Here is a 19,073-nt window from a genome sequence, read left to right as displayed (position 1 = left end):
GATTACGTGGTAACAGTCCAAGGCATTTCTCAGTTTTCCGATAGTTCATTTCAAACGGCCGTAACCATAGGCACCTTTGATGGTGTCCATCTTGGTCATGGCAAGATATTGGAACGCCTCATAAATAATGCCAAAAATGATGGGCTAAAGTCCACAGTACTTACTTTTTTTCCGCATCCTAGAATGGTTTTGCAAAAAGACACGGATATCAAACTGTTGAATACACTGGATGAGAAAATTCAAATTTTGGACGAAATGGGATTGGATTATCTAATCATCCATCCATTTACCAAGGACTTTTCTCGACTATCTGCAACAGAATTTGTTCGGGACATTTTGGTCAACAGTTTAAAAACGAAAAAGATTATTATCGGTTATGATCACAGGTTTGGACGAAACCGCAATGCCAACATCCAAGATTTGGTCACGTTTGGAAACGCTCTCGATTTTGAGGTCGAGGAAATCCCGGCACAAGAAATCGACGCGGTGTCCGTAAGCTCCACAAAAATTAGAAATGCCTTATTAGAGGGCGATATTACCACCGCCAACAGCTATCTCACCTACCCCTATATGCTAACAGGAGCCATTAAAAAAGGAAAAGGTCTGGGCAAGCAGTTCGGTTTTCCCACAGCAAATCTTCACATAGCAGAGGATTACAAACTAATTCCTAAGAATGGCGTTTATGTGGTTAAAAGTATAATAAACGGCAAAGAACATCATGGAATGATGAACATCGGATTCAATCCAACGGTTTCGGGCACGGAAAAAAGTATAGAGGTCAACTTTTTTGAGTTTGAGGGAGATCTATACGATAAAAAAATACAGGTGAACATTTTACATCGCATCCGCGATGAGCACAAATTTGATTCGGTAAAAGAACTACAAGAACAACTAAAACAAGATAAGAAACAGTCGCTCTTGTTAATTTCCAAATAGAATGCTCAACCAATTTCTGTTTAAAAAAATTGATAACGCCCAACTCATTGTGTTTCGAGTTTTTTATGGGCTTTTGGTGAGTGCGGAGTGCTATGGTGCCATTGCTACGGGTTGGGTTCGAAAAACCCTTGTTGAACCCAAGTTTACTTTCACTTTCATTGGTTTTGAATGGTTGCAGCCCTTGCCAGGGAACGGAATGTACATCTATTTTGCCATTATGGGCACTTTGGGACTTTTAATCACTGTTGGCTATAAATATCGATATAGTGCTTTTGCCTTTGCCTTTATGTGGACTGCGGTTTATTTGATGCAAAAGACCTCGTACAACAACCATTACTATCTATTGATGTTATTGGCCTACATCATGGCTTTTTTTCCTGCTGGTCGAGATTTTTCTTTGGATGCCAAACAAAACCCTTCCTTTCGGAAGCATTCAATGTCCAATTGGGTTAGATGGACAATCATTGTGCAGCTTTTCATCGTATATACCTATGCCTCTGTTGCAAAGCTTTATGAAGATTGGCTCGATTTCAGCATTATCGAAATCTTGATGAAATCCAAAAGTGACTATTATTTGATTGGTGAATTCCTCCAACAACAATGGGTGCACAAAATAGTGGCAGTATTCGGAATCCTTTTTGATTTGCTCATCGTCCCCGCACTACTTTGGAAACCTACCCGAAAGATAGCCTTCGGATTATCCATATTTTTCCATTTGTTCAACAGTATTGTCTTCCAAATTGGGATTTTTCCGTACCTATCTCTGGCCTTTACGATCTTTTTCTTTCCTCCGAAGACAATACGAAATATCTTTCTTAAGCCGAAGACTGTATCCATAGACAACACATTAATTGAGCCCAAAAACCAAAAATGGGTTGTAGCTACTCTTAGTATTTATTTTGTTGCACAACTACTATTGCCGCTGAGGCACCATACTATTAAAGATGATGTGCTTTGGACCGAAGAAGGGCATCGCATGAGCTGGCGCATGATGCTTCGCAGTCGTTCTGGGACCATCCGTTTTAAAGTAGTCAACAAACAGACCAATAAGGGTCAATACATAGATTTGGATGATTACCTAACCAAAAAACAACGTGGAAAAGTAGCAACCTATCCGGATTTTGTGTGGCAATTTGCGCAACATTTAAAGAAAGAATACACCAAAAAAGGAGAGGACATCCAAGTCTTCGCCTATGGTCAGGCAAGAGTGAACAGTCGAAAATCCCAAGAATTTATAGATCCCAAAGTAGATTTGGCCAGTGTTCCCTGGAAGCATTTCTCGCATAACGAATGGATTAGACCTTCCCAAAAGGAATAATAGTTGGGCAACTATCCAGATTGACTTAAATTTGCGGCTCAAAACAAGGCCATGCTTCAATTACAGACCATTAGGGAAAACAAAGAACGTATCATCACCGCTCTTAAAAAAAGAAACATTGATGCCGAGCCCATTTTGTCCGCCATCCTTGATCTAGATGAAAAAAGACGTTCCATTCAAACTGAGTTGGATGGTACATTGGCCGAATCGAACAAACTTTCCAAGGAAATTGGTATGCTTTTCAAATCTGGAAAGGCAAAAGAAGCCAATACCCTAAAAGCCCAAACAGCAGGTCTTAAAGATGCTTCCAAACAGTTGGGTGAAGAACTGAATGCCACCGCTGAAGCCTTACAAGAACAATTGTACCAGGTTCCCAACATTCCCCATGAATCGGTTCCAACAGGCAGCACAGATGAAGACAATGAGGAAATTTTCCGTGAAGGGGAAATTCCTTCACTTTCCGATGGCGCACTACCCCATTGGGAATTGGCAAAAAAATATGATATCATCGATTTTGAACTTGGTGTAAAGGTCACCGGTGCAGGATTTCCCGTTTATAAAGGGAAAGGTGCTCGATTACAGCGTGCCTTGATTTCATATTTCCTCGATAAAAATACCGAAGCCGGATACACCGAAGTACAGCCCCCACTTATGGTCAATGAAGCTTCGGGTTATGGTACAGGACAGTTGCCCGATAAAGAAGGGCAAATGTATCATGTACAGGCCGATGACTTATACCTGATTCCGACCGCGGAGGTGCCCATTACCAATTTGCATAGGGGCGATATGGTATCCCTAAAAGATTTACCTATCAAATATACTGGATACACCCCTTGTTTTAGAAGAGAAGCTGGAAGTTACGGCGCCCATGTACGAGGATTGAATCGTTTGCATCAGTTTGACAAGGTGGAAGTGGTTCGTATAGAACATCCCGATAATTCCTACCAAGCTTTGGACACAATGGTGGAACACGTCAAAAACATACTTCGTGAATTGAAATTACCTTACCGTGTACTTCGACTTTGTGGTGGAGATTTAGGTTTTACTGCTGCCCTAACATTCGATTTTGAGGTGTTTTCTACGGCTCAGGATAGATGGTTGGAAATCAGTTCCGTTTCCAATTTTGAAACCTTTCAAGCCAATCGATTAAAACTTCGTTTTAAAGATGAAAATGGAAAAAGTCAGTTGGCACATACCTTAAACGGAAGTGCATTGGCACTGCCAAGGGTATTGGCCGGAATTATGGAAAATTATCAAACTCCAAATGGAATCAGAATACCAGAGGTTTTGGTACCATATTGTGGATTTAAGGTGATTGAATAATCCTTGTTGAATCCCTTTATTTGGATTCACTTAACAGAATTCCGCACATTTCTACGTTATATTTGATATAAAACATCACATTGCGGTTTCTCCTATTTCTTATTTCGTTCGTCGTACTTCAGACTTTTGCCTATTCTCAGGAAGACTTTCTGGCCAAACAGTATTATAACGATGGAGACTATGAAAAAGCCGTAGTCTTTTATGAAAAGTTGGTACAGAAGAATCCCAGACGTACCGATTACTCCGAAGGGCTGGTTGCATGTTATCAGCAGCTGGAACGGTATACAGATGCCGAAAGCTTTCTGTTAAAAAAAATTGAGGACACCTATGCATTCCCAACCTTTTTTATTGAGTTGGGGTACAATTACACTTTGCAAAATCTGGCTGACCAATCAAACGTTTATTATGATAAGGCCCTCCAAAAAATAGAAGAAAATCCAAATTTTGGTTATAGTGTGGGGTACCGTTTCCAAAAATATGCTTTGTTGGATTACGCCATACAAGCCTATACCCGGGCCATGGCCTTAAAACCAGATTTGAATTATGATTTTCAGTTGGCTCGAATTTATGGGGAACAAGGTGATATCACAAAAATGTACCAATCCTATCTGAACCTTATTGCCGAAGGCAGAACCTCGCGTTCCAACGTACTAAGGAATATCGATGATTTTATTTCCGAAGACCCTTCCAATGAAAATAACATCCTGCTAAGAAAAGTTCTACTAAAAAATGCGCAACAAAATCCCGATTTGCTGTGGAATGAGTTATTGAGTTGGCTATTTATTCAACAAAAACAATACAAAAGCGCTTTCGGGCAAGAAAAGGCCATCTATAAACGAACAGACCAAAGTTCAATGGACAGGCTCAACAGTTTGGGACAAATTACCTTGGAAGACAAAGAGTATCCCTCCGCAATTTCAATTTTTGAATTTATCGTTGAGAACAGTAATAATCCCGTGGCTAAATTGAATGCCGAGCTTCACCTAATTGACATAGAACTTGTTGATATCAACAGCAAAAAACTGGATGCGGTGGAAAAGAAATTCAATGCACTGGTTTTAGAATACGGAAACCAAAGCAAGACACTGCAATTGCAAATAGCCTACGCCAATTTTCTCACCTTCAAAAAAGAAAGTGCTGCTCCTGCAATTGCAATCCTAAAAGAAAGTTTACGACTTCCTTTGAGTCGTATGGGTGTAGCTTATGTAAAATTGGCCCTTGGCGATATTTTGGTATTCGATCAAAGATTCAATCAAGCGTTGATTTATTTCACACAGGTCCAAAAAAGTTTAAAAAATGACGTGCTGGGGCAAGATGCCCGGTTCAAAGTGGCTCAAACCAGTTTTTACAAAGGGGATTTTGATTGGGCATTGACACAATTAAAAGTGCTACGTAGTTCCACCTCACAATTGATTGCCAATGATGCAATGCAATTAAGTTTGTTGATTTCGGACAATTCTTTGGAAGATTCAACCCAAACGGCTCTTAAAAAATATGCCAGGGCCGATCTACTTGCCTATCAAAACAAAAACAAAGATGCCATTCAAGCGTTGGAAGACATTTTACAAAACCATAAAGGCGAAAAAATTGAGGATGAGGCGCTATTGCGACAGGCCCAGCTTTTGGAAGACCAAAAATCCTATGCCGATGCCGAGTTCAATTATAAAAAGATAGTAGAGTTTTATGCTGATGGAATACTCGCAGATGACGCCCATTTTGCCTTAGGTGAATTATATAGAACTCAATTGAATCAACCCGAAAAAGCAAAGACACACTACGAAAAGATAATTTACAACTATCAGGACAGCTATTACTTTCCGAAGGCCCGAAAGCGTTTTAGAAGACTCAGGGGTGATGCAATCAACTAATTCTTCGTTACTTTTGGGCAATTAAAAAAAGTCAATGCTCATATACAATGTTACCATCAATATAGACAAAAGTGTTCATGACCAATGGCTATCATGGATGAAGGACAAACACGTGCCCGACATGTTGGCCACAGGAAAATTTTCCCATGCAAAAATGACGAAGGTATTGGTGGAAGAAGATATGGGAGGTATTACCTACTCCGTTCAATATACCACCAAAGACCGCACAACCCTTGAATTGTATTATAAGGAAGATGCCGAACGACTTCGAGGCGATGCAATCAAGCTATTTGCCGATAAATTTGTAGCCTTCAGAACCGAATTGGAGGTCATAAGTCAACAGATTCCTTAGTGTTGTGGAGCATCTTTTTACCTATGGCACGCTTCAAGATGTGCAAGTGCAACAATATATTTTCCAGCGTACGTTGGAAGGTCAATCAGATTCTCTTCCTGGTTTCAAACGATTGGAAAATGCAGTTTACGACCGTTATCCTTTGGTCATTCGAACTGGAAATCCACAAGACTTTGTTGAAGGCATGGTTTACAAAGTATCCCAGGAAGAGCTGGGCAAAGCAGATGTTTATGAAACCAATGCCTATAAACGGATAAAAATGTCGTTGATATCGGGTATTTCAGCTTGGGTTTATATTGAAAATTCGCACTAACTTGCAAAAAAAGTCCTGTGTCCAAAAAAAACAAAAAGAAGTTTGTCCATCACAAGACGCAAAAATCTAAAAACAGGAATTTTGAAGGTGCTGTAAAAGCAAAAAAGCATTTAGGGCAACACTTTCTTAAAGATGAATCCATTGCCAAAAAAATTGCCGAAACCCTTTCTCTTAACGGTTATTCAAAAGTCATAGAAATTGGCCCAGGAATGGGTATTCTCACAAAACACCTTTTGCAAAGAGATTTGGATTTGGTTGCCATGGACCTCGATGAGGAGTCCATTATGTATTTGAATCATAGTTTTCGATCGGAGCATCCGGCGATTTTGGAACGAAATAACAGGTTGAATGTAATTGAAGCCGATTTTTTAAAATTCGATTTAAGACAACTATACGGAGATGAACAATTTGCCATAACAGGAAACTTCCCCTATAACATTTCTACACAAATTGTTTTTAAAATGCTGGAAATGAGGCAACAAATTCCAGAATTTTCTGGGATGTTCCAAAAAGAAGTGGCCCAACGGATTTGTGAAAAACCAGGAAATAAAGCCTATGGTATTTTATCAGTGCTTGTTCAAGCGTTTTATGAAGCAGAATATCTGTTCACAGTATCTCCAGATGTCTTTGACCCTCCTCCGAAAGTGCATTCAGGAGTTTTACGTTTGACCCGAAAGGAAAGTATTACCTTACCCTGTGATGAAAATTTGTTTTTCAAAGTGGTCAAAATAGCATTCAACCAAAGACGCAAGACCATCCGCAATAGTCTTAAAACATTTAACCTTTCCCAAAATTTAAAAGAAGATACTATCTTTGACCGGCGCCCGGAGCAGCTAAACGTAGCAGACTTTATTGCGTTAACACAGAAGATAGCCAATGACCCCGTTTAAACTCACAGACGAGCTTATAGCTGACATCAAGCAGTTGATCACCGACAACAAGAATGGTGACCTCCGCTCAACGATGAAGGAATTCCATTATGCCGATATCGCGGAAATTGCTGATGAGTTAACCGTAGACGAAGCTACATATCTAATCAAGCTGCTGGACAGCGAAAAAACCTCGGACATTCTTGCTGAAATGGATGAGGATATCCGTGAAGCAGTACTGAATAACCTTTCGGTAAAGGAGATTGCCGGTGAGCTGGAAGAATTGGACACGGATGATGCTGCCGATATTGTAGGTGAGCTTCCACAAGAAATTGTTCAAAAGGTAATCTCAGAAATTGAGGACAAAGAACACGCCAAGGACATTGTTGACCTTTTGCGTTATGATGAGGATTCCGCTGGTGGTCTTATGGCAAAGGAATTGGTAAAAGTTAAGGAAAACTGGAATGTGCTAACCTGTGTGAAAGAGATGCGGGCCCAGGCTGAAAGTGTTACTAGGGTTCATTCTATTTATGTGGTGGATGATGAGGAAAAACTTAAGGGCAGGCTTTCTCTAAAAGATCTTCTGACCACATCCACAAAAACGCACATAAAAGATGTGTATATCTCCAAAGTGGATTCTGTGAACGTAAATGAAAAAGCAGAAGAAGTCGCCAAGATCATGTCCAAATACGATTTGGAAGCTATTCCCGTGGTAGATGAAATTGGCAGGTTGGTAGGGCGAATCACCATTGATGACATTGTAGATGTTATTAAGGAAGAAGCAGATAAAGATTACCAGTTGGCAGCAGGTATCTCACAAGACGTAGAGGCGGATGATAGCATTTGGGAATTGACCCGAGCTCGTTTGCCTTGGTTAATTTTAGGATTATTTGGGGGGCTTGGTGCCGCGGCCATTATGGGCGGTTTTGAAGAAATAATTGCCAAGCATGCCATTCTCTTTTTCTTTACTCCGCTGATCGCGGCCATGGCCGGAAATGTAGGAGTACAATCCAGTGCCATAATTGTGCAAGGACTTGCCAATGATGATTTAAAGGGTAGCATCAGCAACCGACTTATCAAAGAAATGCTGCTTTCCTTGCTGAACGGACTTATTTTAGCCGCTCTGCTCCTAATCTTCACTTGGATTTGGAAAGGTGATTTCCTGACAGCGCTGGCCATATCCATTTCATTGGTAGTGGTCATTATTGTTGCTGGCATAATAGGCACATTTATTCCTTTATTTTTGGATAAAAGGGGAATTGACCCAGCCATCGCAACCGGTCCTTTTATCACCACTAGCAATGATATTTTCGGAATTCTAATCTACTTTTGGATCGCCAAAGTCATTTTAGGCATATAATTTCTTATTTCATGAAACCTATCAACATAAAACAAAAGCATGCCGAATTCACCAAGCAATGGCATCCACACCAAATAGCAGTGGTAGATGACATGCAGGTACTTTTGGCAAAAATACAAGGTGAATTTGTCTGGCATGCACATGAGCATGAAGATGAACTCTTCCAAGTGATTAAAGGAACTCTTTACATGCAATTCAGAGATAGAACTGAAGTGGTCAAGGAAGGTGAAATCATAATGGTCCCGAAGGGAGTGGAGCATAATCCCATGACCAAAAATGGAGAAGAGGTGCACCTTTTACTTTTTGAAAAACAAAATACGGCCCACACTGGTGATGTAAAACATGAAATGACACAGACCGAATATCCAAAAATATGAAAGTTCTCCACCTTGACACTAACCACCTCCTACTCTTAGAACAGCTTTCCCAATTGGGGTTTGAAAATGATGAAGATTATAAATCTTCCAAGGAAGAAGTGGAAAACAAAATTCATTTATATGACGGAGTAATCATCCGTAGCCGGTTTACATTGGATCGGCAATTTTTGGACAAAGCCACAAACCTAAAATTTATTGGAAGGGTAGGTGCTGGATTGGAAAACATTGACACGGATTATGCCAAGCAAAAGGATGTTTTTTTGGCATCTGCACCGGAAGGCAATAGAAATGCCGTTGGAGAACATACGCTGGGAATGTTACTGTCATTGCTGAACAAAATGACCAAGGCCAATAGACAGGTAAAAAAAGGAAAATGGGACCGTGAAGGCAACCGTGGTGTGGAACTGGATGGAAAAACAGTGGGCATTATCGGTTATGGAAATATGGGAAAAGCATTTGCTAAAAAACTTCAAGGATTTGATGCAGAGGTAATCTGTTATGACATTGTTGGAGGCGTAGATGATGAAAATGCTCGACAGGTTGGTATTATGGAGCTTCAACAAAAATCGGATGTTGTTAGTTTGCATGTCCCGCAGACTGCATTGACCACAGAAATGGTCAATTCAGAATTCATAGACAAGTTTCACAAACCTTTTTGGCTTTTAAATACTGCCCGTGGCAAGTGTGTGGTTACCAAAGATCTTGTCAAAGCCCTAAAATCCAAAAAAATATTGGGGGCCGGATTGGATGTGTTGGAATATGAAAAGAAGTCTTACGAAAACATGTTCGCACAAAAACCCAAAGCATTTAAATACCTTCGGAAAGCTAAAAATGTACTATTGACACCCCATGTAGCAGGATGGACCGTGGAAAGCAAAGAAAAATTAGCGCAGACCATCGTGGATAAAATCCAAGCTAGATTTTCCTAAATTTAATGGGTGAAAAAGACCATTTTTGTTTTTTCTGCACTTATTATCGCACTGTTGGTTCTCTTTCAGTTAAGCAAATATGCTTACGTCTCTGGAGATATTACCATTGAAATAGCCATTGCCATTGCCGCGGTGATTTTTTTTATAATAGGAGTCTTCATCAACAAAAAATCCCTGAGTCAGAAGTCAACAACCGCATCAACCATCGACACAAAAAAGATAAACGAGTTGGGTATTAGCAATAGGGAATATGAAGTGCTTGTTCACATTTCCGAAGGAATGTCCAATAAAGAGATTGCCGATAGATTGTTCATTTCTGAAAGCACCATAAAAACACATGTGTCCAATCTTCTGGTAAAGCTCGATGCCAAGCGAAGGACCCAGGCTATTCAGAAGGCAAAAGAACTTCAAATTCTTTCCCATTAAATGATTTTGGTACTTTAGTATGACTGCCTAACTCACCACGTGATTTACTTTTATGGCAATCATCTAAATAAACGATCATGAAAAAAACAGTAGTTCGATATGGGCTCTATGGAGCAGTCACTATTTGGATTCTATTTCTTATAAGTTTGTTCCTCTTGGACAACTTGTCATTCACCACACAGGAAATTTTAGGCTATGCGTCTATGATTATTTCCTTGGGCTTTGTCTATTTTGGAGTTAAGCATTTCAGGGACAAGGAAAATGAAGGTAGGGTTAGTTTTAAAAACGCGCTGATCATAGGAATTTTAATCAGTCTTATAACCGCTTTGGCCTTTGGGGTCCTAGACACCATTTATGCCAAAATATTGAATCCGGATTTCTTGGTGGACTATTACGACACCATTGTTGAAGGTCTAAGAAATACCCTACCACCAGATGAGTTTGAAAAAAGATTGGCAGAAATAAATGCGGAAAAGGAAATGTTTTCGAATCCAGTAATTTCATTTGCGTTTATGGCCATGACCGTTTTTGTAATCGGTTTTATTATTTCCTTAATTTCAGCATTGATTTTACAACGAAAATAATTTAGCCATGACAATAGACGCCAAAACTCCGGATGAGTACATAAGCAAGCTACCTGAAGATCGTAAAGAAGCCGTTTCCAAATTGTGTGTAACGGTGCGGGAAAATCTACCAAAAGGATTTGAAGAATGTATCAGCTACAAAATGATTGGCTATGTGGTTCCTCATTCACATTACCCAGATGGCTATCATTGCGACCCAAAGCTACCATTGCCTTTTATCAATATTGCTTCGCAAAAGCATTTTGTGGCCCTATACCATTCCGGAATTTATGCCGATAAAAAGCTTTTAGATTGGTTTGTAGGTGAATATCCCAAGCATGTAAAGACCAAATTGGATATGGGCAAAAGCTGTATTCGGTTTAAAAAAGTGGAGACCATTCCATATGATCTTATTGCCGAGCTGTGTCAAAAAATGACGCCAGACTCTTGGATTGCGCTTTATGAAAAGAATGTGAAAAATCGAAAAAAATAGACAAATGAAAAATAGGGTAACAGGATTAGGAGGTTTCTTCTTTAAGACAAAAGACCCCGATGCTATAAAAAAATGGTATAAAGAACGATTAGGCATTCCAACCGATCAATATGGTTGGAGTTTTTGGTGGAAAGATCCCGCAGGTAATGATTGCATGACGCAATGGAGTCCGTTTAAAGACGATACCACCTATTTTCAACCTAGCGAAAAACAGTTTATGATGAACTTCCGGGTTGAAAATTTAGTGGAACTATTGGCAACCCTAAAAGACGAAGGTGTAACCATTATAGGTGACATTGAAGAGTACGATTATGGTAAATTTGGGTGGATTTTAGATCCCGAAGGCAATAAATTAGAGCTTTGGGAGCCTGTTGATAAAGCTTTTCTTTAGGTATTGAATTATTTGCTACATTTAGAATTAGTATTAACCAACAAACAATACCATGTCCGAAGAAGAAAAAGATTTAGGAGACAAAGCCAAAGATGCTGCAAATGAGTTTGCCGAAGAAGCAAAAGAAACAGCTAAAGAATTTAGCGAAGGGGTGAAAGAAACCATCAATGCCGATAACAAAAAGATTCTTGCGGGAATCTTAGCCATTGTTCTCGGAGGTTTTGGAATCCACAAATTCATTTTAGGTTATAACAAAGAAGGCATCATTCTTTTGGTTTGCACCATAATTCTAGGTATAGTTACTTGTGGAATAGCAAACATGATAGTCTGGGTAGTAACTGTTGTCGAAGGAATTATTTACCTCACAAAGTCTGATGAGGAATTTTATAACACATACCAGGTAGGAAAGAAGCCTTGGTTCTAAAAAAACTAAGCCAGGGAAAATCTCCCTGGCTTTTTATTTGTTTATATTATCGTAATATTGCAATATTAAAATATTTATATATATTTGTAGTCAAATGGGAGTTACTAAAACACATATGTTTACATCAAGTCAGAACGAATTGGCACAGGTTGCCAAGGTTTTGGCACATCCGGCCCGAATTGCCATTTTGGATTATATAAGCAAACAACAAGGCTGTATCTGCAACGATCTTGTGGATGTCATAGGGCTGGCCCAACCCACTATCTCCCAACATTTGAATGAAATCAAAAAAATTGGCCTTTTAAAAGGAACTTTTGAAGGCAAAAATCTTTGTTATGGTATAAATGAAGAACGCTGGGAAGAATTACAACAATCTTTTCAAGTGTTCTTTTCTAATATTAACTTTAATTGTTGCTGATTATGAATACATCAGAATTTTTATCACTATTAAAACAACACCAAGACAAAAGTCTATTGTTTGAGTATTCCAATGGTAAATATGTCGGGGCCAATTACCATATAACAGAAGTAAAGAACATCACCATCGATTCTATTGATTGTGGTACCCAGACCGACTTTTGGAAAGAAACCATTGTACAACTTTGGGAAAGTCCGAAGGAAATTGGAAAAACAGAGTACATGTCGGTCTATAAAGCTTTGGCAATTCTAAACAAAGTGGATAAAATAAAACCCATGACCAGAGAGGCCGAAGTCAAAATTGAATATAGCAATGATAACTTTCACACGGCCCAACTTTTTGTGAGCGACTATTCTTTGGATGCAAATTCCTTGATTTTTAAGCTTTCTGTTCAAAAAACCGATTGTAAGGCCAAAGAAACTTGTGGAGTTGAAGAGAAATCCAAAAAAGTAGTGGCGGAAGCCAGTTGTTGTGGTCCAGATACCGGTTGTTGCTAAATAATTGGTTATGTTGATACGGGAAATGAAGGCGTCTGACTGGAGTCAGGTCTCCCAAATTTATCAAGAGGGAATTGCCACAGGTTTTGCTACATTTGAACAGAAAACACCAGATTATCAAGATTGGAGTCAAGTACATGTGGAACAATGTCGTTTGGTGGCTGAAGAAAATGGCAAGGTCACCGGTTGGGCAGCCTTATCACCCGTTTCCAATAGATGCGTTTATGGTGGTGTTGGCGAGGTAAGTGTTTATATCTCTAAAAACAGCAGAGGCAAAGGAATAGGAAACCTTTTGTTGGAACAACTAATTATCGAAAGTGAAAAAGCTGGCTTTTGGACTATCCAATCTGGGATTTTTCCAGAAAACCAAGGAAGTATTCGTTTGCATGAGAAAGTAGGCTTTCGCTTCATCGGAAAACGTGAACGGGTTGGAAAAATTCATGGGGTCTGGAAAGACAATCTATTATTTGAAAAAAGAAGCAAAAACGTTGGAATAGACTAAACAATTAACATGAAAAATGTATTGGTGCTTTGCACTGGAAACTCTTGCCGTAGTCAGATGGCCCATGGATATTTGAACTATTTTCAAAATTCGCTTGCCAACATTTATAGCGCCGGAATAGAAACACACGGACTGAATCCTGGAGCAGTTTCTATAATGCAAGAGGACGGAATTGATATTTCGAACCACACTTCCAATCACGTAGATGAATATAAAGGCATTGATTGGGATTTTATCATCACCGTATGCGATCATGCCAAGGAAAATTGTCCTTTCATCCCATCAGAAAATGCAGAACGCATACACCATAACTTTTTCGACCCGTCCAAGGTTACGGGCACACCGGACGTGAAGCATGCAGCATTTCTAAAAGCCAGGGATGAAATCAAAGAGTTTTGCCATGTTTTTGTGAAGGAGGAATTGGTAAATTAAGTCATAAATTATACTAGTCGCTGATGGCCTGGGCATTCCCTTCCGTCAGTTTTCGCTCCAATTCAGCTTGGAATTCTTCCATAACTGGTTTTACCGTGCTTTCTGGCAAGTCGGCAATCTTGATGTACATTAATCCATCTACAGAATTATTAAATAGCGGATCCACATTAAAAGCAACCATTTTTGCATTTTGCTTAATGTATTTTTTGATAAGCACCGGTAAACGAAGACTTCCTGTTTCTATTTCACTGATCAATTTATCGAACTTGTTTAGATCGGCTTGAGTCTCATCAAATACAAATTCTTTGTCGGCATCTTTCAATTTGACCTTGAATTCTTTTTTTGGTCTTACGTATTGGGCCACATAAGGATCCCAATAGTTAGATTTCATGAATTCAATCATCAATGACTTCGAAAAATTGGAGAATTGGTTGCTGATGCTAACTCCTCCAATTAAAAATTTATGCTCAGGATGCCTCAAGGTAGTATGCACAATACCTTTCCACAATAAAAAGAGCGGCATGGGTTTTTGCTGATATTCTTTCATGATATAGGCTCTCCCCATTTCAATGGATTTTTCCATCATGCCATACAATTCTGGTTCAAAACGAAAAAGGTCTTGCAGGTAAAACCCATCTATACCATATGTTTTGAAAATTTGCGAGCCCAAGCCCATTCGATAGGCCCCCACAATTGCTTTATCATCATTATCCCAAAGAAATAAATGGTGGTAATAGGTATCAAATTGATCCAAATCAATGGAGTTGTTGGTCCCTTCGCCTACTTCACGAAAGGTTATCTCGCGCTGTCGCCCAATTTCGTTCAAAATGAATGGCATGTCGGATTGCTGTGCCAGAAATACTTCATAATTTTTGCTTTGCAGCATTCGACAATCCTTCTCTCTTAATTTATCAATCTCGCCCTGCAACACTTTTGAGCTCACTGCGGTAACAATTTTCTTTGGCGGTTTTGGAATTTTTAAGGTGGTAGGAACTTTGTCAATCAAACGCTCTTTTTCAAAAACGTTCGCCAATAAATATGTTTTTTTGCGCAATAATTCCGTAAAAGACTCTAAAGTGGGCTCTTCTTGCTGCGCTTTAACTGAAATGGGTTGGCCGATTCTCACTTTAATGGGCCTGCTACTCTGTGATGTAAGCTCCGATGGCAATTTGGCCGTTCTAAATACATCGTTGATCTTGGAAAGTCGATAAAAAAGTCTACTGTTTCTGGCATGAAAGTAAATGGGAACCACTGGAACCTCAGCTTTCCTAATTAGTTTTAGCGCAGCTTCTTCCCAAGGCCTGTCCACCACCAATTTGTCATCCTTATAGGTAGATACTTCCCCAGCCGGGAAAATACCCAGCGGATGTCCCTCTTGCAAATGCACAAGTGCTGTTTTGAATCCCATAATGCTGCTTTTGGCATCCTTGTGACTTTCAAAAGGGTTTACAGGCATTATAAATGGCTTAATGGGTTCTATTCTATGCAATAGAAAATTAGCTATAATCTTAAAATCACTTCGCTCTTCGAGCATCAGTTTCAATAATAAAACTCCATCTATACCCCCCAGCGGATGATTACTTATAGTAATATAAGGCCCTGTTTTGGGTAGACGTTTTAAATCTTCTTCAGGAATTTCAAAATCAATTTCGTAATGGTTCAGAATTTCATCCAGAAATTCTCTTCCCGGTAGTGACTTGTTCTTATTATAAAATCGATTAATGGTGGTAATCTTGGTAGCAACCATTAAGAGCCATCCAACAAAGGTGCCCAGAAACCCATATTTGTCAAGATTAATGACCTTTGCAACTTCTTTGGCGGAAACCAGCCCCATAAAAAATAAATTAGGTAAGCGTAAAGATAGAAAAATCCCAACGGTAGAATTCTAGCCCATTGATGAATGTGATCTTTTTTATTTCACCACCAGTTGAACTGTTTCTTTCCCTCGCTGTTCCACCAACACAGACCTCCCATTTTGGAGTGACTTAACGGCTTTGTCATCGAAATGGCGAATAGTATACAATGATACTTCTTCATGACAAACCACCTTGAACTTTCCTTTTAGTTCATTTAGCATAGGTTGAAGTCCATTGAATTTATTGTCAAGGCAAACCGAAAAACTAATAGCAGAGTTTTGAATAAGGTCAACCTTCATGCGATGATCATGGAACAATTTAAAAATATCGCTGATGTTGTTTTCTACAATGAATGAAAAGTCAAGTGATGATAGTTTAAGTAAGACCTGATCCTTTTTTACAATAAAACACGGAATTTTTGGAGAGATATCTTGTCCCTTGCCCACAGTTGTCCCGTTATCTTTTGGGTTTACAAAGGATTTGACATGCAAAGGAATTTCTTTTCGCTGTAAAGGTTGAAGTGTTTTCGGATGAATAACCGAAGCACCATAAAATGCAAGCTCAATAGCTTCACGATATGAAATCTTATCCAATAACTGGGTCTCTTTAAAATTTCTTGGATCGGCATTAAGTACTCCGGGTACATCCTTCCAGATGGTAGCGGATTCTGCGTTCAGGCAATACGCTAAGATAGCTGCCGTATAATCGGAACCTTCTCTTCCCAAAGTGGTCGTAAAATTGTTATCATCACTTCCTAAAAACCCTTGAGAGATATTCAACTTGGACATATCTACATTACTGGCAATTTGACTTTGGGTACGTTCCCAATTCACTGCTGCATCACGATAATTATTATCGGTTTTGATTAAATTTCGAACATCTTGCCATGCATTCGCAATTCCGACTTTGGTTAAATATTCGCTTATTATGGTTGTGGATACCAATTCACCGTAACCAACAACTTGATCATAAACAAATGCATATTTTGGAGATTTATTCCAAGTAAGGAAACCTTTTACCTCTTCAAAAAGCAATTTAACCTTTGCGTAAACGGGGTGATCTTTGTTCTCAAATAACTCTGAAAGAATATTTTCATGATATTCTACCACATCTTGGATTGATGAAATAATAGAAGCCTTATCACTAAAATAAGCATCGACCACCTTTTCCATAGCATTGGTGGTTTTACCCATTGCGGAAACGATCACAAATGTATTCTCGTGTCCAACCTCCTGCAAAACTCTTACCATATTCCTAACTGCCGCCGCATCTTTTACTGACGCACCTCCAAACTTAAAAACTCTCATAAGTTTCTTTTCTATATACCCGTATGGGGTCAATTTATGTTTTCGATATAATTTTTAATGCCACTTTCATCGAGTTGAACAACATCCCAATCTCTTCGAACCAAAGCACCTTTCTTTTCATAAAACGTAATTGCCGGTTCGTTCCAATCTAAAACTTCCCAAGAAATTCTTCTTACACCTAGAGAATGTCCATACTTGACAACTTCGTCCAAAAGTGCAGTACCCAAACCACTACCTCTCATTTTTTCAGTAACAATTAAATCCTCCAAATGAACCATTGCTCCTTTCCATGTTGAGTACCTTGGATAGATCAGTGCAATACCAACAATATCTCCTTCATTTTCCGCTACAAAGCAATGAAACAGTTTCTTATCGCCAAAACCATCCTTAACCAAATCTTCTTTGGTTACTTCGACCGCATTAGGGTCTTTCTCAAATTCTGCCAATTCGTTGATAAGGCTTAAAACTTCTCCCATGTCTTCTTGGCGGGCATCTCTGATTGAAAAATCCATATTGTTATAAATAAAACTCAAAGTTATAAAAATCTATAATTATGTTTTTGCGAAATCGTTATAGTTTAACAAAATACACGATATTTGTCGCCAAATAAAACAGCCTGCATTCATGTTTAATAAGAACAAGACTCTTGGTGAATTTATCATCGAAAACCAGACCGAGTTCCAGTACTCCACTGGGGAGCTTTCTAAATTGATCAATGCCATACGATTGGCTGCTAAAGTAGTTAATCATGAGGTCAACAAAGCAGGTTTGGTGGATATTTTAGGCACTGCTGGTGACACCAACATACAAGGTGAAAATCAACAAAAACTGGATGTGTTGGCCAATGAAAAATTTATCCAAACCTTAAAGAACAGGGAAATTGTTTGCGGAATCGCTTCAGAAGAGGAAGATCATTATATCAGCGTAAACAGTCAGGATGAAAACCATCAGAACAAATACGTTGTGCTCATGGATCCTTTGGATGGGTCTTCTAATATTGACGTAAACGTTTCTGTCGGAACCATTTTTTCCATCTACCATCGGGTTACCCCAGTTGGCACCCCCGTAACTCTTGAGGATTTTCTTCAACCTGGAAAAAATCAAGTGGCAGCTGGTTACATTATTTATGGTACTTCCACCATGTTGGTTTACACTACCGGGCATGGAGTGAATGGTTTTACCTTAAATCCAGCCATTGGAACCTTTTACTTATCCCATCCTAACATGCAATTTCCTGAAACAGGAAAAATCTATTCTGTAAATGAGGGGAACTACATTCATTTTCCGCAAGGGGTTAAGGATTATATTAAATATTGCCAAAAAGAAGAGGAGGATAGACCTTACACTTCAAGATACATTGGCTCTTTAGTTTCCGATTTTCACCGTAATATGATCAAAGGCGGAATTTATATGTATCCGAAAAGCAGTAAGGCTCAAAAAGGGAAATTACGCTTGCTTTATGAATGCAATCCCATGGCATTTTTGGCAGAACAGGCCAACGGTAGAGCAAGTGATGGACACCAACGAATCATGGAAATTGAACCCACGGAATTGCATGAACGCGTTCCTTTTTTCTGTGGCAGTAAAAGAATGGTAGAAAAAGCTGAAGAATTTATGCAGTCCTAAGCCTACTTTTCAAGCAGATATTGGTAATCCTCAAAAGCTATTTTACCGCAAAAGATATAAAAGGACTTTTTGATTATCGCTGCCGCATCTTCAGGTGAATAACCCAAACCAATAGCATATTTTTCAATAAGCTTTTCTTGGTCTTGATCAATGTTCTGGTCCGCAAATGCCATCTTAAAAAAGTCGAACAAGCGCATCAATCGCTTCTCTCCACTATGCGGAGTTTCGATTGGATATTTGTTCTCCTCTTTCATTACCTCTTTGTATTCCGCATCGGTTATGTTCAGTTTGAAGGCAAACTTATCCAGAATTGCCTTTTCTTCTTCAGTTATAATACCGTCTGCGGCGGCCAAAGTGGCCAAAGTAGCAAAATGAGCCAAGTTTTTACGCTGTTCTCCGTGCTCGTATAAATCTAAAATGGGCATGTGCTAAAATTTGTTCGGCAAATATAATTCTTAAAGTAGAAAGGATTGTAAAATTATGACCAAAAGAA

At 39.1% G+C, this 19,073-nt stretch carries 24 protein-coding genes; 20 read left to right on the top strand and 4 right to left on the bottom strand.

Features of this window, described 5'->3' with window-relative positions:
- The first annotated feature begins 6 nt into the window (after nucleotides 1–6).
- From IAG46_RS12870 to IAG46_RS12780, 19 genes are all read left to right on the top strand, one after another.
- Nucleotides 7–936: a bifunctional riboflavin kinase/FAD synthetase gene (locus IAG46_RS12870; protein ID WP_190810752.1), complete on the top strand. Its 930-nt coding sequence runs from the start codon at nucleotides 7–9 to the stop codon at nucleotides 934–936.
- Between the two features lies 1 nt (nucleotide 937).
- Nucleotides 938–2,254, top strand: coding sequence for an HTTM domain-containing protein (locus tag IAG46_RS12865; RefSeq protein ID WP_190810751.1), 1,317 nt, complete (start codon nucleotides 938–940; stop codon nucleotides 2,252–2,254).
- Between the two features lie 51 nt (nucleotides 2,255–2,305).
- On the top strand, nucleotides 2,306–3,577 hold the full coding sequence (serS, locus tag IAG46_RS12860) for a serine--tRNA ligase (protein WP_190810750.1): 1,272 nt from the start codon (nucleotides 2,306–2,308) through the stop codon (nucleotides 3,575–3,577).
- Nucleotides 3,578–3,657: 80 nt separating this feature from the next.
- Nucleotides 3,658–5,445 (top strand): tetratricopeptide repeat protein, encoded by a 1,788-nt coding sequence (locus tag IAG46_RS12855; RefSeq protein ID WP_190810749.1) that lies wholly within the window; start codon nucleotides 3,658–3,660, stop codon nucleotides 5,443–5,445.
- 34 nt (nucleotides 5,446–5,479) lie between these two features.
- Nucleotides 5,480–5,797, top strand: a complete 318-nt coding sequence (locus IAG46_RS12850; RefSeq protein WP_190810748.1) for a DUF4286 family protein — start codon at nucleotides 5,480–5,482, stop codon at nucleotides 5,795–5,797.
- A 4-nt stretch (nucleotides 5,798–5,801) separates the two neighbouring features.
- The gene (locus IAG46_RS12845) at nucleotides 5,802–6,110 is read left to right on the top strand and encodes a gamma-glutamylcyclotransferase family protein (RefSeq protein ID WP_190810747.1); all 309 of its coding nucleotides are present in this window, start codon (nucleotides 5,802–5,804) and stop codon (nucleotides 6,108–6,110) included.
- 17 nt (nucleotides 6,111–6,127) lie between these two features.
- Nucleotides 6,128–7,000 carry a 16S rRNA (adenine(1518)-N(6)/adenine(1519)-N(6))-dimethyltransferase RsmA gene (gene rsmA / locus IAG46_RS12840; RefSeq protein WP_190810746.1) on the top strand — a complete coding sequence of 291 codons (873 nt, stop codon included), beginning with the start codon at nucleotides 6,128–6,130 and terminating at the stop codon, nucleotides 6,998–7,000.
- Nucleotides 6,987–8,339 carry a magnesium transporter gene (gene mgtE / locus IAG46_RS12835; RefSeq protein ID WP_190810745.1) on the top strand — a complete coding sequence of 451 codons (1,353 nt, stop codon included), beginning with the start codon at nucleotides 6,987–6,989 and terminating at the stop codon, nucleotides 8,337–8,339. The genes rsmA and mgtE overlap by 14 nt, the downstream gene beginning before the upstream one ends.
- Before the next feature lie 11 nt (nucleotides 8,340–8,350).
- Nucleotides 8,351–8,716 (top strand): cupin domain-containing protein, encoded by a 366-nt coding sequence (locus IAG46_RS12830; RefSeq protein WP_190810744.1) that lies wholly within the window; start codon nucleotides 8,351–8,353, stop codon nucleotides 8,714–8,716.
- A complete protein-coding gene (locus tag IAG46_RS12825; protein WP_190810743.1) occupies nucleotides 8,713–9,645 on the top strand; it encodes a 2-hydroxyacid dehydrogenase in 933 nt (310 codons plus the stop codon). Before IAG46_RS12830 ends, IAG46_RS12825 begins: the two co-directional genes overlap by 4 nt.
- Before the next feature lie 9 nt (nucleotides 9,646–9,654).
- On the top strand, nucleotides 9,655–10,071 hold the full coding sequence (locus IAG46_RS17775) for a response regulator transcription factor (protein ID WP_190810742.1): 417 nt from the start codon (nucleotides 9,655–9,657) through the stop codon (nucleotides 10,069–10,071).
- A 77-nt stretch (nucleotides 10,072–10,148) separates the two neighbouring features.
- Nucleotides 10,149–10,655, top strand: coding sequence for a DUF4199 domain-containing protein (locus IAG46_RS12815; protein ID WP_190810741.1), 507 nt, complete (start codon nucleotides 10,149–10,151; stop codon nucleotides 10,653–10,655).
- A 7-nt stretch (nucleotides 10,656–10,662) separates the two neighbouring features.
- Entirely contained in the window at nucleotides 10,663–11,127 is a 465-nt protein-coding gene (locus IAG46_RS12810) for a DUF1801 domain-containing protein (protein ID WP_190810740.1), read from the top strand.
- A gap of 4 nt (nucleotides 11,128–11,131) precedes the next feature.
- The gene (locus IAG46_RS12805) at nucleotides 11,132–11,518 is read left to right on the top strand and encodes a VOC family protein (protein ID WP_190810739.1); all 387 of its coding nucleotides are present in this window, start codon (nucleotides 11,132–11,134) and stop codon (nucleotides 11,516–11,518) included.
- A gap of 52 nt (nucleotides 11,519–11,570) precedes the next feature.
- Complete coding sequence (locus IAG46_RS12800) at nucleotides 11,571–11,942, top strand: NINE protein (RefSeq protein WP_190810738.1); 372 nt, start codon at nucleotides 11,571–11,573, stop codon at nucleotides 11,940–11,942.
- 94 nt (nucleotides 11,943–12,036) lie between these two features.
- A complete protein-coding gene (locus IAG46_RS12795; protein ID WP_190810737.1) occupies nucleotides 12,037–12,360 on the top strand; it encodes a helix-turn-helix transcriptional regulator in 324 nt (107 codons plus the stop codon).
- A gap of 2 nt (nucleotides 12,361–12,362) precedes the next feature.
- A complete protein-coding gene (locus IAG46_RS12790) occupies nucleotides 12,363–12,857 on the top strand; it encodes a DUF6428 family protein (RefSeq protein ID WP_190810736.1) in 495 nt (164 codons plus the stop codon).
- A gap of 10 nt (nucleotides 12,858–12,867) precedes the next feature.
- Nucleotides 12,868–13,359: a GNAT family N-acetyltransferase gene (locus IAG46_RS12785; RefSeq protein ID WP_190810735.1), complete on the top strand. Its 492-nt coding sequence runs from the start codon at nucleotides 12,868–12,870 to the stop codon at nucleotides 13,357–13,359.
- A 9-nt stretch (nucleotides 13,360–13,368) separates the two neighbouring features.
- Nucleotides 13,369–13,791, top strand: coding sequence for an arsenate reductase ArsC (locus IAG46_RS12780; protein ID WP_190810734.1), 423 nt, complete (start codon nucleotides 13,369–13,371; stop codon nucleotides 13,789–13,791).
- Between the two features lie 13 nt (nucleotides 13,792–13,804).
- Here IAG46_RS12780 and IAG46_RS12775 read toward each other — a convergent pair whose 3' ends face one another.
- The 3 genes from IAG46_RS12775 to IAG46_RS12765 all read right to left on the bottom strand — a co-directional run bounded on the left by IAG46_RS12775 (nucleotide 13,805) and on the right by IAG46_RS12765 (nucleotide 17,466).
- Complete coding sequence (locus tag IAG46_RS12775) at nucleotides 13,805–15,625, bottom strand: lysophospholipid acyltransferase family protein (RefSeq protein WP_190810733.1); 1,821 nt, start codon at nucleotides 15,623–15,625, stop codon at nucleotides 13,805–13,807.
- 78 nt (nucleotides 15,626–15,703) lie between these two features.
- Entirely contained in the window at nucleotides 15,704–16,954 is a 1,251-nt protein-coding gene (locus IAG46_RS12770) for an aspartate kinase (protein ID WP_190810732.1), read from the bottom strand.
- A gap of 29 nt (nucleotides 16,955–16,983) precedes the next feature.
- Nucleotides 16,984–17,466: a GNAT family N-acetyltransferase gene (locus IAG46_RS12765; protein WP_190810731.1), complete on the bottom strand. Its 483-nt coding sequence runs from the start codon at nucleotides 17,464–17,466 to the stop codon at nucleotides 16,984–16,986.
- Nucleotides 17,467–17,578: 112 nt separating this feature from the next.
- Here IAG46_RS12765 and fbp point away from each other — a divergent pair, with 112 nt between their 5' ends.
- The gene (gene fbp / locus IAG46_RS12760; protein ID WP_190810730.1) at nucleotides 17,579–18,580 is read left to right on the top strand and encodes a class 1 fructose-bisphosphatase; all 1,002 of its coding nucleotides are present in this window, start codon (nucleotides 17,579–17,581) and stop codon (nucleotides 18,578–18,580) included.
- 2 nt (nucleotides 18,581–18,582) lie between these two features.
- Here fbp and IAG46_RS12755 read toward each other — a convergent pair whose 3' ends face one another.
- Nucleotides 18,583–19,005, bottom strand: coding sequence for a TerB family tellurite resistance protein (locus tag IAG46_RS12755; protein ID WP_190810729.1), 423 nt, complete (start codon nucleotides 19,003–19,005; stop codon nucleotides 18,583–18,585).
- Nucleotides 19,006–19,073: the final 68 nt, after the last annotated feature.

This window comes from Flagellimonas sp. S3867 (assembly GCF_014698935.1).
Classification (GTDB): Bacteria; Bacteroidota; Bacteroidia; order Flavobacteriales; family Flavobacteriaceae; genus Flagellimonas.
The sequence above is the reverse complement of the archived record's forward strand: the minus strand, read 5'-3'. Positions and strand labels throughout refer to the sequence as shown.

Excerpts from the sequence above, each read along its gene's own strand:
- fbp (WP_190810730.1), top strand. The coding sequence starts at position 17,579 with ATGTTTAATAAGAACAAGACTCTTGGTGAATTTATCATCGAAAACCAG.
- IAG46_RS12780 (WP_190810734.1), top strand. The coding sequence starts at position 13,369 with ATGAAAAATGTATTGGTGCTTTGCACTGGAAACTCTTGCCGTAGTCAG.
- IAG46_RS12830 (WP_190810744.1), top strand. The coding sequence starts at position 8,351 with ATGAAACCTATCAACATAAAACAAAAGCATGCCGAATTCACCAAGCAA.
- IAG46_RS12810 (WP_190810740.1), top strand. The coding sequence starts at position 10,663 with ATGACAATAGACGCCAAAACTCCGGATGAGTACATAAGCAAGCTACCT.
- IAG46_RS12815 (WP_190810741.1), top strand. The coding sequence starts at position 10,149 with ATGAAAAAAACAGTAGTTCGATATGGGCTCTATGGAGCAGTCACTATT.
- IAG46_RS12770 (WP_190810732.1), bottom strand. The coding sequence starts at position 16,954 with ATGAGAGTTTTTAAGTTTGGAGGTGCGTCAGTAAAAGATGCGGCGGCA.
- IAG46_RS12800 (WP_190810738.1), top strand. The coding sequence starts at position 11,571 with ATGTCCGAAGAAGAAAAAGATTTAGGAGACAAAGCCAAAGATGCTGCA.
- IAG46_RS12825 (WP_190810743.1), top strand. The coding sequence starts at position 8,713 with ATGAAAGTTCTCCACCTTGACACTAACCACCTCCTACTCTTAGAACAG.
- IAG46_RS12755 (WP_190810729.1), bottom strand. The coding sequence starts at position 19,005 with ATGCCCATTTTAGATTTATACGAGCACGGAGAACAGCGTAAAAACTTG.
- IAG46_RS12790 (WP_190810736.1), top strand. The coding sequence starts at position 12,363 with ATGAATACATCAGAATTTTTATCACTATTAAAACAACACCAAGACAAA.
- IAG46_RS12795 (WP_190810737.1), top strand. The coding sequence starts at position 12,037 with ATGGGAGTTACTAAAACACATATGTTTACATCAAGTCAGAACGAATTG.
- IAG46_RS12775 (WP_190810733.1), bottom strand. The coding sequence starts at position 15,625 with ATGGGGCTGGTTTCCGCCAAAGAAGTTGCAAAGGTCATTAATCTTGAC.
- mgtE (WP_190810745.1), top strand. The coding sequence starts at position 6,987 with ATGACCCCGTTTAAACTCACAGACGAGCTTATAGCTGACATCAAGCAG.
- IAG46_RS12805 (WP_190810739.1), top strand. The coding sequence starts at position 11,132 with ATGAAAAATAGGGTAACAGGATTAGGAGGTTTCTTCTTTAAGACAAAA.
- IAG46_RS12785 (WP_190810735.1), top strand. The coding sequence starts at position 12,868 with ATGTTGATACGGGAAATGAAGGCGTCTGACTGGAGTCAGGTCTCCCAA.
- serS (WP_190810750.1), top strand. The coding sequence starts at position 2,306 with ATGCTTCAATTACAGACCATTAGGGAAAACAAAGAACGTATCATCACC.
- IAG46_RS12850 (WP_190810748.1), top strand. The coding sequence starts at position 5,480 with ATGCTCATATACAATGTTACCATCAATATAGACAAAAGTGTTCATGAC.
- IAG46_RS12865 (WP_190810751.1), top strand. The coding sequence starts at position 938 with ATGCTCAACCAATTTCTGTTTAAAAAAATTGATAACGCCCAACTCATT.
- IAG46_RS12765 (WP_190810731.1), bottom strand. The coding sequence starts at position 17,466 with ATGGATTTTTCAATCAGAGATGCCCGCCAAGAAGACATGGGAGAAGTT.